Source organism: Nocardia nepalensis (genome assembly GCF_048910785.1).
In the GTDB taxonomy this organism is placed as follows: Bacteria; Actinomycetota; Actinomycetes; order Mycobacteriales; family Mycobacteriaceae; genus Nocardia; species Nocardia nepalensis.
In genome coordinates this window covers 1042931-1056445 of record NZ_JBKBET010000020.1, presented here as the reverse complement: position 1 = coordinate 1056445, position 13515 = coordinate 1042931, and the positions used below count along the sequence as shown (strand labels likewise).

Here is a 13515-nt window from a genome sequence, read left to right as displayed (position 1 = left end):
AAATGGTTGTCGGAGTTGCGGTTTCAGTCTCGCCGACGCGGGCCTACCAGGGCATCGAGATCGATGACGAGCGGAAACGGTGCTTCTTGGCGCACGAGGCCGGTGGACCTGGGGGTAATCCGATATTCGCCCGCGTCCACGTCCAAGGTGTAGACCGTCAGGCCGACCGATTCCGGGTCGACGATGTCGATCACCCAGTAGTGCTCGATGCCGTTGGCGGCATACTCGCCCGCCTTGATCGAATAGTCACGAACCGCCGATTCGTCGGACGAGGCGATTTCGATGGCCAGGGCGATCTGCTCGGGCCGGATTCGTATCTGTTCATCGATGTCGGGCGGGGCGACGACGACGTCGGGAACCCTACGGGGTGAAGGACCTTTGGGCAGCTCCGCCTCGACCTCCGAGAATGCTTCCCATTCCGGGGGCAATTGTGGGTCGAGCTGTATGAGCAGTCGCTTAATGGCGCGGCTGTGTGGTGGCGCAGGGCGAGCGTTCACGAGCAAGAGTCCGTTCTCGATCTCGTAACGATGGCTGGTGTCGACCGGCAGAGCGTCGAATTCTTGCACGCTGATCGGCTGCCCGTGCGGGATCGGCAACATGTGCGCTGTCATGGTCCGCCTCCGTGCTGGATCGCCCTTGTATTCGGTTCAGTTCACATCATTGACTGTACTGAACTGAAGGCGATTGCCTGTGCCGCCGAGGGGCATCGAAGGGGTTTCGGCCCGGAACGCCCGACGCTGGCCGAAACGCGTTCCCATCTGAGGTGGTAGCGCAGAATTGTTATCGGCGGGCACAGATTCGCAGAGGACCAGCGTAGACGGTGTTTTTCGGTCGCCTGGCCAGTTTGTTAAGGGTGACCTGGGTCAGCGAGTGCAGTAGCGTCAGAAGGGATCCAAGCCGTCAAGACTACGTACGACTCGACCTAGGAGACGACGACCATGTCATACCCGACCGGGGGCTCCGGGTACAACGCACCCGCGACGCCACCCGCACCTTCCAGCACCGGCCAGTCGGCTGGCACCGGCACCGGGTCCACCGCAAAGGGCCTGCCGTATTTCCTGGTGGTCGGCGTCGCCGCGCTCGGTGTGATCAATTTCCTGCTCGGCTTCGTTCCGTTCTTCGGCGGGGATTCGCAGTCCCGGCGTAGCGACGGTGTCACACTCAGCCTCTTCCAGTACTTCGGCGGAGGCGGGCTGCTGGCGATCCTGCTGCTCGGCGGCCTGCTCGCCGGACTTTCCTTGCTGCCCAAGCAGAATTGGACCGGCGCCGCGGCCGCGGCATCGGCGGCTGGCTTCCTCGGCACACTGTTCCTGGCCTTCACCACGACCGAAGATCTTCTGAAGGTCGAGCTGAAGTGGGGCGCCTACCTGCTGCTCTTCCTGGCCTTCGTGCAGACCGCCGTCGCGGTGGTCGCGGTGCTCTTCGAATCCGGCATCCTGACCCCGCCCGCGCCCAAGCCCGCAACGCCACAGGGCCCGCCGAGCGGTTTCGGCGCCGGCGGTTACGGCCAGCAGGGCGCATTCGGCCAGAGTCAGCCCGCCGCCTTCGGCCAGAGCCCGAGCCCCTACGGCCAGAGCCAGCCGGGTCAGCCGTCCTACGGCCAGCCGGGATACGGCAGCCAGACCGGCCCGCAGTACCAGTCGCAGCAGCCCTACGGTCAGAGCCAGCCGAGCCAGCCGTCCTACGGTCAGAGCCAGCAGCCGTCCTACGGTCAGCAGCCCTCCTATGGTCAGCAGCCCGGATACGGTGCGGCACAGCAGGGTTCGCCCTACGGTGCCACGCCCGCCGCGCAGCCGCGCCCGGATGAGAGTGCCACCCAGCACTTCGGCACCCAGCAGCAGCCCGGACAGCAGTACGGCGCACCGGGTTTCGGCCAGGGCCAGCCGGGGCAGCAGAACCAGCCCTTCGGCGGTGAGACCGGTTCGGACCCGTCCTCGGACGCCACCCACGCGTTCCGTCCGTCGGAGGACAACAAGTAGTTTCCGGCTCTCCCGGCGCGCCGCACACCGGGTCGGCGCGCCTGACCCGCTCGCGCCGGGAGAGCTGCCACGCTGAATTTCTATGAGCTCCCCGAGATCCTCTCTTGTTCGCCGGACCACCGAGTCCCGCGGCGCGCCGGAATCCTCGGTGCGGAGCGACCGATCGACGCCACCGCGCGGTTCCCACGCCGACGGTCTCGACGAGGCCGGGTTTCTGTCGCTGACCCCGGAGCGCGCCCGCGTGCTGCTCCTGGTCGCCGCCCGCCCGACGACCTATGCGCTCGTCGCCATCACCGTCCTGATGCTGGCCGCCCTGCTTTCCTCGGGGAGCAGCATGACGGGTACCTCGGGTGCGATCGCGGCGGGTTGGCTTGTGGCACACCAGGTTCCGCTGGTGATCGGCAAGACCTCGCTCGGCCTGCTTCCGCTGCTGCCGACCGGACTGCTGGTCTGGCTGTCCGGCCGCGATTGTGCCCAGGCGGTCGAGCCGGAGAGTTCGCGCGCCGAGCTCGGCTGGATCGTCGGTGCGGCGCTGGCCGGTCCGCTGCTGGTCACGGCCGTCTGTCTGGCGGTCGCCGAGGACGCGTCCGGCGTGGTCGCGCTGCAGCCGCCGAATACCCTGGCCGCCTTCGTCTGGGTCGGCGGCCTGCATTTGGTCGCCGCGGCGGGCGGCATCGCGAGCCGCAACCGGCGCAGGCTTTTCACGCTGCTGCGCCTGCCCGACTGGGCGATCGCGGGCACCTTCGGCGCTGGCCGGTCGGTGCTGCGCCTGCTGGCCTGCGCCACCGCGGTCGTCATCGTGTCCTTCTTCGCGCACTGGTCGCGTATCGGCGATACCTATCAGACCGCGGGCAATGCGGTGGGCGCGATCGGCTTGACCCTGCTCGCGCTGGCATACCTGCCGAATGTGGTGCTCGCGGCGGTCGGTGTGGTCGTCGGCTCCGGCGCGCAGTTCGGGGATGCCTCGATCGGCGTGTTCTCGGTTGTCGGCGGGCCGATTCCGGCCGTTCCGGTCATGGCGGCGGTGCCCACCGGACCCGCCGAGGGCTGGTGGCCGGTGCTGCTGCTGATCCCGGCGGCGGTGGGTGTGCTCGGCGGACTGGATATCGGACGGACCTCGAATGACCGAGCCGCCGCGCCGTGGGCGACCTTGACCTCGGCCGGGGTGGCCACTGTCGTGCTGGTGCTGCTGGGCGCGGTCGCGGGTGGTGACCTCGGCACGTTCGGACATATGGGATTGGACCTGCCGATCTTCGCGGCGGTGACCTTCGGCTGGTTGGCCGTCGCCGGTTATGTCGGCCTGATGTTCGCGCGCTGGTTCGTCGTCCCCATCGGCGCACCGGTCATTGATTACGACGACGACTATTTCGAAGACGACCACTACGACGACGATCATGACGACGACTACGACGATGGCTACCACGCGAGCGATCACTACGACGAATACGACTACGACGACGAATACGACTATGACAACGACAACTACGACGACCCCGATCTCGACGTAGAACTCGACGGCGAACTGGTCGAGGAGCAGGACGCCATCGCCACCTCCCGCGCCGCGGGCAGCTATACCATCCCCGACATCATCGATGCCGAAGTGGTCGAGGCGGACCTGCCGGAAAGTGACCCGGTGGACGGTCGTTAGGCTCTACTCGGCGGTGTCGCACCGCATCCCCCTTCGACCGATACGCAGGAGTAGACCGCTGAGTTTGCCCACCCCGCCGACTCCGTCGGCTGCCGTCCCCCGGCGCTTGCCCACCCCGCCGGCTGCTGCCCCCCAGGCGTCCCCGAATGCCCCATGGGTGCCCGGCCAGGCCCCGGCCACCGTCGTCGTGCTGGCCTCCGGCACCGGGTCATTGCTGCACGCCCTCATCGAGGCCGCGGCCGCGCCGGACTATCCGGCGACCGTCGTCGCCGTCGGGGTCGACCGGGTCTGCCAGGCCACCGAACACGCGGCCGCCGCGGGGATTCCGGCCTTCCGGATGGCAGTGAAAGACTTTCCCGATCGCGCCGCCTGGGATGTCGCGCTGACCGATGCGGTCGCCGCCTACGAACCCGATCTGGTGGTCTCGGCCGGATTCATGAAGATTCTCGGCCCGGTCTTCCTGGCCCGCTACGGCGGCCGGATCATCAATACCCACCCCGCGCTGCTGCCCGCATTCCCCGGCGCGCACGGGGTCCGCGACGCGCTCGCCTACGGGGTGAAGGTCACCGGTTCGACCGTGCACCTGGTCGATTCCGGCATCGACACCGGACCCATCCTCGCGCAGGAAGCGGTGCCGGTACTGAACGGCGATGACGAGGACACCCTGCACGAGCGCATCAAGGTTGTCGAGCGACGGTTGCTGGCGGAGGTTGTCGCCGCCGTCGCCACCAGAGGCATTGTCTCCGACGGACGAAAGGCAGTAATTCCAGATGAGCGGGTACTTCGGTGAGTGAGCGTAAGGGGATTTCCAGGGCGCTGATCAGCGTCTACGACAAGACGGGGCTCATCGAGCTCGCGACCGGGCTGCACGGCGCCGGGATCGAGCTGGTGTCGACCGGTTCGACGGCGGGCAAGATCGCCGACGCGGGCATTCCGGTGACCAAGGTCGAGGATCTGACCGGATTCCCGGAGACCCTGGACGGCCGGGTCAAGACCCTGCACCCGCGGGTGCACGCGGGCATCCTCGCCGACACCCGCAAGGCCGAACACGTCGACCAGCTGGTCGAACTCGGTGTCGAGGCCTTCCAACTCGTCGTGGTGAATCTGTACCCGTTCGCCCAGACCGTGGCCAGCGGCGCGAGCAACGACGAATGCGTCGAGCAGATCGACATCGGCGGCCCGTCCATGGTGCGCGCCGCCGCCAAGAACCACCCGTCGGTCGCGGTGGTCGTCGACAGCGGCGACTACGACGACGTGCTCGCCGCCGTGCGGTCGGGCGGTTTCACCCTTGCCGAGCGGACCGCGTTGGCGGCCAAGGCATTCCAGCACACCGCAAGCTATGACGTCGCGGTCGCGAGCTGGATGACCAGCGTGCTCGCCCCCGCCACCGAGTCGAATGAGGCTGCCGCACAGCAGTTCCCGAGCTGGATCGGCGGCAGCTGGGATCGCGCCTCGGTGCTGCGCTACGGCGAGAACCCGCATCAGGCCGCCGCGCTCTACACCCAGAACGACGGCACCCAGGGGCTGGCACAGGCAAAGCAGTTGCACGGCAAGGAAATGTCGTACAACAACTACACCGATGCCGATGCCGCCTGGCGCGCCGCCTACGACCACGCGGCGCCAGCGGTCGCGATCATCAAGCACGCCAACCCCTGTGGCATCGCGATCGGCGCGGATATCGCCGAGGCGCACCGCAAGGCGCACGCATGCGATCCGGTCAGCGCCTACGGCGGCGTGATCGCGGCCAACGGTGAGGTCACCGTGGAGATGGCCGAACAGGTCGCCGAGATCTTCACCGAGGTGATCGTCGCACCGTCTTATGCCGACGGCGCCGTCGAGGTACTGCAGCGCAAGAAGAACGTGCGCATCCTGGTCGCCGAGCCGCCGCGCCGCGGTGGGGCGGAACTGCGCCCGATCAGCGGCGGCGCGCTGCTGCAGCTGCGCGACATCCTCGACGCACCGGGCGACAACCCGGAGAACTGGACCCTGGTCGCGGGCGAGGCGGCGGACCCGGAAACCCTCGCCGACCTCGAATTCGCTTGGCGCGCCTGCCGTGCCGTGAAGTCCAACGCGATCCTGCTCGCCCACGATGGCGCCTCGGTCGGCGTCGGCATGGGCCAGGTCAACCGGGTCGACGCGGTCGGTCTCGCGGTGCAGCGCGCCGGTGACCGCGCCAAGGGTTCGGTCGCCGCATCGGACGCGTTCTTCCCATTCTCCGACGGCCCGCAGCAGCTCATCCAGGCCGGAATCCGGGCGATCGTGCAGCCCGGCGGTTCGGTCCGCGACCAGGACACCATCGACCTGGCCCGGGAAGCGGGAGTCACCCTGTACCTCACTGGTTCTCGCCACTTCGCTCACTAACTCACCCACATAGGTCGGGCGCCACCCGCTCCCGCCGAGCACCCGCCGACGGTAGTCAAATGGTGGCTGTCGACGGCGCCTACGGTCGATGGTCCTCACCCCGCCTGCGATGCGGCGGGGTGAGGCGGTGCGGCGCGTCCGGTTTCATAGAGTGGCCGCATGTCGAATCGTGCGGTGGTGGCTTCTGGGGTGGTCGCCTTGCTGGTTACGGGGGCCGTTCTGGGTGGTGGGGCGTCGCCGGTTCGGGCCGAGCGGTTCGCACCGCCGACGGTTCCGTCGGTGCAGCGCTGGGTGGCCGGTGGGACCGGATTTACGCTCGGCGCGCATGCACGAGTGGTGTACGAAGGAGACGGGCTGCGTGACGCCGCCGTCGATCTCGCCAACGGCTTGCGCACTCTTACCGGCAATGATGTTGTGGCACAGTCCGGTTCGTCCGGCGGCCCCGGCGACATCGTGCTGCGAAACGGTCCGCTCGACAATGCTCCGAACACTGCGGAGGCGTACCGGATAGCAGTGGGCGACACCCTCGACCTACAGGGCACCGATACGGCGGGAACCTTCTACGCCACCAGGTCCGTACTACAGATGTTGCACGCAGGCCCCACGATTCCCGGCGGCACCGTGACGGATTGGCCCGACTACCGCGAACGCTCCCTCATGCTCGACGTCGGCCGCGAATACATGCCGGTGGATATGTTGCGCGAACAAATCCGCCGCATGGCCCAGCTCAAAATGAACCTGCTGCACCTGCACTTCTCCGATACTTTCGGCTTCCGTCTCGAGAGCGCACGGCATCCGGAAATCACTGCTTCGGAACATTATTCGAGACAAGACATCCGCGATCTGATCGACTACGCCGCCCGCTATCAGGTCGAGATCGTGCCCGAGGTGGATTTCCCGGGCCATATGAACGGGATCCTCGCCGCACATCCCGAGCTGAAGCTGCGCAGCGCGAGCGGGACCGTCTCCGACGCCGCCATCGATATCGCGAACCCCCGCAGCTACGACCTGATGCGCGACATCCTGGAGGAGTTCCTTCCGCAATTCCCGGGCCGCTATTGGCATCTCGGCGCGGACGAGTTCCTGCTCCAAGGCGCCCGCGTGGTGTCCTTCGACGAATACCCGCAACTGGGCGAATACGCCCGCGCCACCTACGGACCGCAGGCCCAGCCGGTCGATGCCTACCTCGGCCTGATCAACTGGGGCGCCGATATCGTGCGCGCACACGGCAAACGCCCGCGCATCTGGAACGACGGACTGCACACCGGCGAAGGCACGATCATCCCCGACCGCGATATCGTCGTCGACTTCTGGAGCCGGGCGGGCATCCCGCAATTGCCGCTTCCGTTCTTCGGAATCGCCCGCACCGCACCGGATCTCATCGACGCCGGCCATCAGGTGAAAAACGCCGCCTTCACGCCCACGTACTACGTGACCGGCGGACCGGCCAGCATCGGAAACGTCCCGCCCGCGCTGGCCTACGAGCTCTGGGACCCAACGCTTTTCGTGGACGGTATCCGACTGACTTCGCGACAGAACGCGAGCAGCCTGGGCTCCGGCTTATACGTCTGGTGCGACGACCCGACCGCGCGGACACCCGCACAGATCGCCGCATCGATCACGATGCCCCTGCGCGTAATGGCGCAAAAGACCTGGGGTCCAGCCGAATCCGGCAGCTATCCCGAATTCGCCGCCTTATCGGACGCGATCGCCGAACCCGTGCCGGGTTAGGCCGCGCTGAGCACCTGTCGGTTCCCCAAGGGCGCCTTCAGTGGCACTTCGAGGGTCCCGAATACCGCGATCATCGTGCACATCCGCCCGACCGCGTCGGCGCGGGTCCCGGAGCGCAACTCGACGGTGACCGTCGAATCCGTCTCTTGCACACTCGCATCCACCCCGTAGCACTCGGGCGATCCGATCTCGAAGTTGACGGCGATCCGATCGTCGGCCACCCGCGACCACGAGGTGAACGGAATCGGATGCGCGCCGACAATGGTCGGATCGGCGACGAACATCCGGCCCGCGTCGGCTGGCTTCCCTTCGGTCGGCGTGGTCTTCGCCGAACTGGTCGTCGTCTTGTCTTGCGCGCCACCATTATCGGAGCCACCGCACCCGGTGACGGCAAGGCCGACGAACAAAGCGACGGCGACTGCGGCGGGCCGAACTCCCGACATCCGATACATACCGACCACCCTAGTAGACGCGCCGACACGCCGAGAAGAACGTACTCAGCAACCCGTGAGAACCACCGCGTAGGTTGTGCGACAAGATGATAGAGCGATAAAGCCCACACAGTGAACTTTTGGCTAAGCCTGCGCGTAATACCTCCGCCCTGGCCGCTCGCACAGTACATTCGGGGCCGATACGCGCCAATATGGGTTCGCGGCGCGTGTCGAGTCAGATGCTTGGCACAGTGAAATTCGAAAGGAACAACGTGGGCGACACGCTGCGCGTAGGTGAAGAACTCGGGCTCGGCCAGTCTCTGGTGGGCGGTGCGTACACCCTGACCCTGCAGGCCGATGGCAACCTGGTGTTGTCGGAACCGGGTGGAAATGTCGTGTGGTCCACACTGACTCATGATCAGGGTGTCGAGCGGGCCGTCCTGCAGGAGGACGGCAACTTCGTGCTCTACAAGGGTGCGGACGCGGCCTGGGCCACCGAGACCAATGGCCGGGAGGCGGACCGGCTGACCGTGCAGGCCGACCGCAATGTGGTGCTGTATGGCAAGGACGGCAGCGCGCTGTGGGCGTCGGACACCAACACCGACACCCCGCTGCCCGCCCCGGAGCCGGAGCCGATCGCCGAGCCGGTCGCCGCGCCCGCCGAAGAGGTACCGCCCCCGCCGCCCGCTGTGCAGACCTACACGGTCGAGCCGGGCGATACCCTGTGGGCCATCGCCGAGCGCTTCTACGGCGACGGCAACCGTTACCAGGAGATCGCGAATGCCAGCGGCATCGACAACCCGGACTTGATCAACCCCGGCCAGGTCCTGACCATCCCGTAGGGATCACCGAATGACCAGGGCCCCCGAAGCATCGCTGCGGGGGCCCTTCTTCGTCGGTCGGTGTCTACCGGCTGGTGAACGGCAACAGTGCCATTTCGCGGGCGTTCTTCACCGCGACGGCGACCTGGCGCTGCTGCTGCGGGGTGAGACCGGTGACCCGGCGGCTGCGGATCTTGCCGCGGTCGGAGATGAAGGTGCGCAGCAGATTGATGTCCTTGTAGTCGACCGTCTCGACGCCCGCCGCAATCAGCGGGTTCTTCTTCGGGCGACGGGCCTGCTCGGCGCGAACCTTCTTCGAGGGTGCTCGCTTGACTGCCATATGACGGGTTTCCTTCTCGAGATCAGTGGTTGTCTACCAGCTCGATTTGTGCAAACCGGGGAGTTCACCCCGATGGGCCATCTCGCGCACACGTACGCGGGAGAGTCCGAACTTTCGGAGATGACCGCGCGGTCGTCCGTCCGCGGCGTCCCGATTGCGCAATCGTACCGGACTGGCATTACGGGGCAGCCGCTGTAGCGCCGACTGTGCCGAGGCGCGGTCCTCCTCGGACGTAGTCGGCCTGCGGATCAGCTCTTTGAGCTCCGCGCGACGCGTCGCGTAACGGGCGACGACCTCCTTGCGCTGCTCATTGCGGGCGATCTTCGACTTCTTGGCCATCAGCGCTCCTCGCGGAAGTCGACGTGCCTGCGCAGCACCGGATCGTATTTGCGCAGCACCATGCGGTCCGGATCGTTGCGCCGGTTCTTCCTGGTGACGTACGTATATCCCGTTCCCGCAGTGGATTTCAGCTTGATGATCGGCCGGATCTCGGTCGATTTCGAGGCCATGGCGCTCCCGTCAGATCTTGTCGCCGCGTCCACGGCTGTGCTTGTCGGACCGCTTCGCTTCGCTCCCGCGGCTGTGCTTGTCGGACCGCTTCGCTTCGCTCCCGCGGCTGGGTTTCTTGGACCGCTTCGCTTCGCTCTCGCGGCTGGGTTTCTTGGACCGCTTCGCTTCGCTCTCGCGGATGTGGGCGACTACCGCCTCGATCCCGTCCCGGTCGATGGTCTTGATGCCCTTGGCGGAGACGGTCAGCGTGATGCGCCGGTCCTCGCTGGGCAGGTAGTAGGTCTTGCGCTGGATATTGGGATTCCAGCGTCGGCTCGTCCGCTTGTGCGAGTGCGATACGGACTTGCCGAATCCCGGCTTGCGCCCGGTGACCTGGCAGTGGGCCGACATGGGCTTCCTCCGTTCGGGGATGGCAGCCGGCGGAGCCGGCGGGGTGGGTCGAGTAGTTGACAATCATTTTCGACAACGGCCGTTCGACAATGTACCGTTAGACAACAGCAAATGAAAATCGTTATCGAAAGGAGCCTGCGGTGGATCCCGCGCTACCCCCACCCGGGCGGCAGTCCGATCGGCGAACGCCCGTCGTGGTGATCGCCGGATCCTCCGGACCGGCCGCGGCGGGTGTAGACCGACTGGCCGCGGCGTTGCGCGAGGCGCCCGGCACCGCCACCATTCGCCACAACCTGAGCGGGCTGCGCGAGGGCATCGTGCACCGCACGGTGCGCATCGGCGAGCAGGTGACCTCGACCGTGCTCGAGCTCGCACACGGCTGCGTCTCCTGCACCCTGCGCATCGATCTGCTGCCGCTGCTGTGCGTGCTCGCCGCGCGCGATTCGGTGAATCGCATTGTGCTGGAGTTGGATCCGGCGTTCGAGGCGGAGTCGGTGAGTCAGGCGATCGACAATATCGTGGTCACCGGCGTGGTCGGTCGCGTCGACGGTCCGGCCGGTCGCGATGTGCGGGTCGAAGCCGTGCTCACCTGTGTGGACGCACCGAGCTGGTTGGCCGACGCCACCAGCGCGGACACGCTCGCCGAGCGCGGTTCGGCGACTGCCGACGACGACCGGACGGTGGCCCAGGTGGCGGTCGGTCAGGTCGACTTCGCGGATGCCGTTGTCGCACTGGGCAATACCGGTGACGCCATCGATCAGGCGCGACTCGGCGCGATACTGTCGCGGCTGGTGCCGGGGGCGCCCGTGGCCTGGGTCGACGATATCGATCTCTTCGCCGCGGCCGATGTCGAGGAACTGCTCGCGCGCATCCCGGCCGACTCTCGGCGCGGTCGCATCTTCGACGCACACGCACCGCTGCTGCGCGGCCAACCGCCGCTGGGCGCCGAATATGGTGTGGCCCTCATCGAATTCGCCGCGAGCCGCCCGTTCCATCCGGCTCGCCTGCACGAAGCCCTCGATGTGCTCTTCGACGGCGTCGTGACCGCGCGCGGACGGATGTGGCTGGCCACCCAGCCGAACGAGGTGGTGTGGCTGGAGTCCGCGGGCGGCGGATTGCGCGTCGGCGGCGCGGGGCCGTGGCTGGCCGCCATGAGCTCGAGCGAGCTGGCACAGGCCGATCCCACGCGCCGGGCCATGGCCGCGCTGCGCTGGGACGAACAGTTCGGCGATCGAGACATCTCGCTGGTGATCCTGGCCCACGACGCGGACCCCGCCGAGATCCGTCGGGCCCTGCACTGGGCGCTGGTCGAGGACGACGAACTGCGCCTGGTGGAACGCGCACCCGAGCGGGTCGCGCAGTGGGAAGACCCCTTCGGCGAATGGCACGCCGACCCCTGTGAACCCACTGGCCTGCCGATCGACGGACAGGCGAAAAGCCCGAGAGGAGAAGCGAAGTGAAAGCTGGAATACATCCGGACTACCACCCGGTGGTGTTCGAGGATTCGAGCACCGGAAAGCGGTTTCTGACCAGGTCCACCGCGACCAGCACCCGCACCGTCGAGTGGGAGGACGGCAACGCCTACCCGATGCTGGTCGTGGACGTGACCTCCGATTCGCATCCGTTCTGGACCGGCGCGCACCGCGTGCTGGACACCCAAGGCCGGGTGGAGAAGTTCGAGCGCAAATACGGCAAGCGGACACGGACAACGTCGCGGCCCGGACGAGGGGAGGGCTGATATGGCGGTGCCCAAGCGCCGGATGTCCCGGTCGAATACCCGCAGCCGCCGCTCGCAGTGGAAGGCGACCCCGCCGGACCTGGTGCCGGTCAGTGTCGGTGGTGTCGTGCACAAGGTGCCGCGTCGTTTGGTGCAGGCGGTGCGGCGCGGGCTCATCGATCCGGAACGGATTCGATAGCGCGCTCGAACGGACGGCGGCCCGGCAGAAATATCTGCCGGGCCGTCGCGCACTGCTGGCAATCTGATAGCTAACGATGTGATCCGCACCACATGGTGATCTTTCGGTGGCTCCGATTGCGTCCGGGTAGCTCACAGGTCAATTACGTACTGAGAGTTGGTTTTTCGTGTCCGTAAAAGTCCTGTCGCAGTGATGATTTCGTGCTGTCGTGCCGGTACCCTCATCCGGGAGGGCGGGTTCTCGAGATCCGGTTCGCCGGAACTCCGAGAACCCGCTCATCGCCAAACTTCCGGCCTCTCTGCCGATTTCTCCGCCTCCCGGCTTCCGGGCAAACCCGGCAATTCCGGCAATAACGACTCCAAGCGGGCCAGCTGCTCGCCGACGAAGTCGGCCGGACCCTCGATCAGCGAGAACGGCCACGGCCAGTGTCGCCCGCCCAACCGCTTGATCGCCTCGACCAGATCCGCGGTCGTGGCCTCGAGTTCGCTGACCTCCGTACGCAATTCGCCGACTTGCGTGCGCAGATCCGCCGATTCGGCCTCCAACTCCTGGATCCGCTGCAGCGCCGCCGCCACCCCGTCGACCAGGGTGCGGTTGTGGCCCTGCGCATCGGCGCCCAGCTGCGGCCAGCCGGACAGGCCGGGGCCACGCAGCTGGATCTGGATATCGCGCAGTACGGCGTCTTGTTCCGGCGTCACGTCCGGTTCCTCCTGTACAACGTCCCACTGGCCGAAATCTATTGTCTCGGCCTCGTTTACATCGCACAGCACGCCGCCGACGACCACCTGCCGCGATGTCTGATGGATATTGCGCCTGGCCTCGACATTGGCGCCGGACCAGGCATCGCTCTGCCACGACCATGCCGCGGCGCCGGCATCCAGCGCCCGGCTGATCGACCAGAACCCCCCGTAGATACCGACATTCGCGGCACCGAGCACGGAGGCCGCGCCCGCGAGATAGGCATTCATAGCGAGCTGGTCCTGCGGCGTCGAATCGAAATCCGCGGAGAAGTAGATCGGCCGATCCGACCGCCCGCCACAGCGCAGCACCTGTGCCAAACCCGCACGGGCGTCGACGATTCCGGCACCATAGCCGTCCAGCATTCTGGTCGCGGTGGTTTCCCAGTTGGACACGATGGAGATGCCGTGCGCGCCTAGATCATCGGCCTCGACGGGAGTCAGCTGCTTGCCGGGCAGCGTCGGACCGCCGACGGAGAGGTAGCGCACCACGAAGTCGAATCCGGCCGCTCGGATCGCCGCGGCGCCGGGACGTCCCGCGGCATAGTCCAGACCGAAACGCATATCTCCCACTGTAGGTGGGACGTCGGACTGAAATCGGCGGCATTGCCGAACCCGCCCAATCTGTCGTCGGCCGGTGGTTGACTGGGG

Annotated in this window: 15 protein-coding genes and 1 pseudogene; 9 read left to right on the top strand and 7 right to left on the bottom strand. The window is 66.9% G+C overall.

Annotated elements, in window-relative coordinates; all coding sequences use genetic code 11:
- Window positions 1-23 precede the first annotated feature (23 nt).
- Window positions 24-611, bottom strand: a complete 588-nt coding sequence (locus ACHQ4I_RS16100; protein WP_420772508.1) for a Uma2 family endonuclease — start codon at window positions 609-611, stop codon at window positions 24-26.
- A gap of 327 nt (window positions 612-938) precedes the next feature.
- Here ACHQ4I_RS16100 and ACHQ4I_RS16095 point away from each other — a divergent pair, with 327 nt between their 5' ends.
- The 5 genes from ACHQ4I_RS16095 (at window position 939) to ACHQ4I_RS16075 (ending at window position 7719) form a co-directional block, all read left to right on the top strand.
- Window positions 939-1979, top strand: a complete 1041-nt coding sequence (locus tag ACHQ4I_RS16095; RefSeq protein WP_420772507.1) for a DUF5336 domain-containing protein — start codon at window positions 939-941, stop codon at window positions 1977-1979.
- Between the two features lie 148 nt (window positions 1980-2127).
- Complete coding sequence (locus ACHQ4I_RS16090) at window positions 2128-3627, top strand: cell division protein PerM (protein WP_420772506.1); 1500 nt, start codon at window positions 2128-2130, stop codon at window positions 3625-3627.
- A 157-nt stretch (window positions 3628-3784) separates the two neighbouring features.
- On the top strand, window positions 3785-4417 hold the full coding sequence (purN, locus tag ACHQ4I_RS16085) for a phosphoribosylglycinamide formyltransferase (protein WP_420772505.1): 633 nt from the start codon (window positions 3785-3787) through the stop codon (window positions 4415-4417).
- Complete coding sequence (gene purH, locus ACHQ4I_RS16080) at window positions 4414-5988, top strand: bifunctional phosphoribosylaminoimidazolecarboxamide formyltransferase/IMP cyclohydrolase (protein WP_420772504.1); 1575 nt, start codon at window positions 4414-4416, stop codon at window positions 5986-5988. Before purN ends, purH begins: the two co-directional genes overlap by 4 nt.
- A 159-nt stretch (window positions 5989-6147) precedes the next feature.
- Entirely contained in the window at window positions 6148-7719 is a 1572-nt protein-coding gene (locus ACHQ4I_RS16075) for a family 20 glycosylhydrolase (protein WP_420772503.1), read from the top strand.
- On the opposite strand, the gene ACHQ4I_RS16070 is transcribed toward ACHQ4I_RS16075, so the two are convergent.
- The gene (locus ACHQ4I_RS16070) at window positions 7716-8171 is read right to left on the bottom strand and encodes a hypothetical protein (RefSeq protein ID WP_420772502.1); all 456 of its coding nucleotides are present in this window, start codon (window positions 8169-8171) and stop codon (window positions 7716-7718) included. The two genes, ACHQ4I_RS16075 and ACHQ4I_RS16070, sit on opposite strands and share 4 nt — an antisense overlap.
- Before the next feature lie 251 nt (window positions 8172-8422).
- Here ACHQ4I_RS16070 and ACHQ4I_RS16065 point away from each other — a divergent pair, with 251 nt between their 5' ends.
- Window positions 8423-8992, top strand: coding sequence for a LysM peptidoglycan-binding domain-containing protein (locus tag ACHQ4I_RS16065; RefSeq protein ID WP_420772501.1), 570 nt, complete (start codon window positions 8423-8425; stop codon window positions 8990-8992).
- 64 nt (window positions 8993-9056) lie between these two features.
- Here ACHQ4I_RS16065 and rpsR read toward each other — a convergent pair whose 3' ends face one another.
- The 4 genes and pseudogenes from rpsR to rpmB all read right to left on the bottom strand — a co-directional run.
- Window positions 9057-9311: a 30S ribosomal protein S18 gene (gene rpsR / locus ACHQ4I_RS16060; RefSeq protein WP_355176510.1), complete on the bottom strand. Its 255-nt coding sequence runs from the start codon at window positions 9309-9311 to the stop codon at window positions 9057-9059.
- 33 nt (window positions 9312-9344) lie between these two features.
- Entirely contained in the window at window positions 9345-9650 is a 306-nt protein-coding gene (gene rpsN, locus ACHQ4I_RS16055; protein WP_420772500.1) for a 30S ribosomal protein S14, read from the bottom strand.
- On the bottom strand, window positions 9650-9820 hold the full coding sequence (rpmG, locus tag ACHQ4I_RS16050; RefSeq protein ID WP_420772499.1) for a 50S ribosomal protein L33: 171 nt from the start codon (window positions 9818-9820) through the stop codon (window positions 9650-9652). The genes rpsN and rpmG overlap by 1 nt, the downstream gene beginning before the upstream one ends.
- Window positions 9821-9995: 175 nt before the next feature.
- Window positions 9996-10211, bottom strand: a pseudogene (rpmB, locus tag ACHQ4I_RS16045) (50S ribosomal protein L28); the annotation flags it as partial.
- A gap of 140 nt (window positions 10212-10351) precedes the next feature.
- On the opposite strand from rpmB, the gene mrf reads away from it, so the two are divergent.
- Genes mrf through rpmF form a run of 3 tightly spaced genes read left to right on the top strand, consistent with a single transcriptional unit; the run spans window position 10352 to window position 12127 of the window.
- A complete protein-coding gene (gene mrf / locus ACHQ4I_RS16040; protein ID WP_420772498.1) occupies window positions 10352-11671 on the top strand; it encodes a ribosome hibernation factor-recruiting GTPase MRF in 1320 nt (439 codons plus the stop codon).
- Window positions 11668-11949 (top strand): type B 50S ribosomal protein L31, encoded by a 282-nt coding sequence (locus ACHQ4I_RS16035; RefSeq protein ID WP_420772497.1) that lies wholly within the window; start codon window positions 11668-11670, stop codon window positions 11947-11949. The genes mrf and ACHQ4I_RS16035 overlap by 4 nt, the downstream gene beginning before the upstream one ends.
- 1 nt (window position 11950) lies before the next feature.
- Complete coding sequence (gene rpmF / locus ACHQ4I_RS16030) at window positions 11951-12127, top strand: 50S ribosomal protein L32 (RefSeq protein ID WP_420772496.1); 177 nt, start codon at window positions 11951-11953, stop codon at window positions 12125-12127.
- A gap of 275 nt (window positions 12128-12402) precedes the next feature.
- Here rpmF and ACHQ4I_RS16025 read toward each other — a convergent pair whose 3' ends face one another.
- Window positions 12403-13428 carry a glycoside hydrolase domain-containing protein gene (locus tag ACHQ4I_RS16025; RefSeq protein ID WP_420772495.1) on the bottom strand — a complete coding sequence of 342 codons (1026 nt, stop codon included), beginning with the start codon at window positions 13426-13428 and terminating at the stop codon, window positions 12403-12405.
- Window positions 13429-13515 lie beyond the last annotated feature (87 nt).

Bases quoted from the DNA above. Each gene is read 5' to 3' on its own strand.
- ACHQ4I_RS16025 (WP_420772495.1), bottom strand. From the start codon at position 13,428: ATGCGTTTCGGTCTGGACTATGCCGCGGGACGTCCCGGCGCCGCGGCG.
- rpmG (WP_420772499.1), bottom strand. From the start codon at position 9,820: ATGGCCTCGAAATCGACCGAGATCCGGCCGATCATCAAGCTGAAATCC.
- ACHQ4I_RS16095 (WP_420772507.1), top strand. From the start codon at position 939: ATGTCATACCCGACCGGGGGCTCCGGGTACAACGCACCCGCGACGCCA.
- ACHQ4I_RS16070 (WP_420772502.1), bottom strand. From the start codon at position 8,171: ATGTATCGGATGTCGGGAGTTCGGCCCGCCGCAGTCGCCGTCGCTTTG.
- rpmF (WP_420772496.1), top strand. From the start codon at position 11,951: ATGGCGGTGCCCAAGCGCCGGATGTCCCGGTCGAATACCCGCAGCCGC.
- rpsN (WP_420772500.1), bottom strand. From the start codon at position 9,650: ATGGCCAAGAAGTCGAAGATCGCCCGCAATGAGCAGCGCAAGGAGGTC.
- ACHQ4I_RS16100 (WP_420772508.1), bottom strand. From the start codon at position 611: ATGACAGCGCACATGTTGCCGATCCCGCACGGGCAGCCGATCAGCGTG.
- ACHQ4I_RS16075 (WP_420772503.1), top strand. From the start codon at position 6,148: ATGTCGAATCGTGCGGTGGTGGCTTCTGGGGTGGTCGCCTTGCTGGTT.
- rpsR (WP_355176510.1), bottom strand. From the start codon at position 9,311: ATGGCAGTCAAGCGAGCACCCTCGAAGAAGGTTCGCGCCGAGCAGGCC.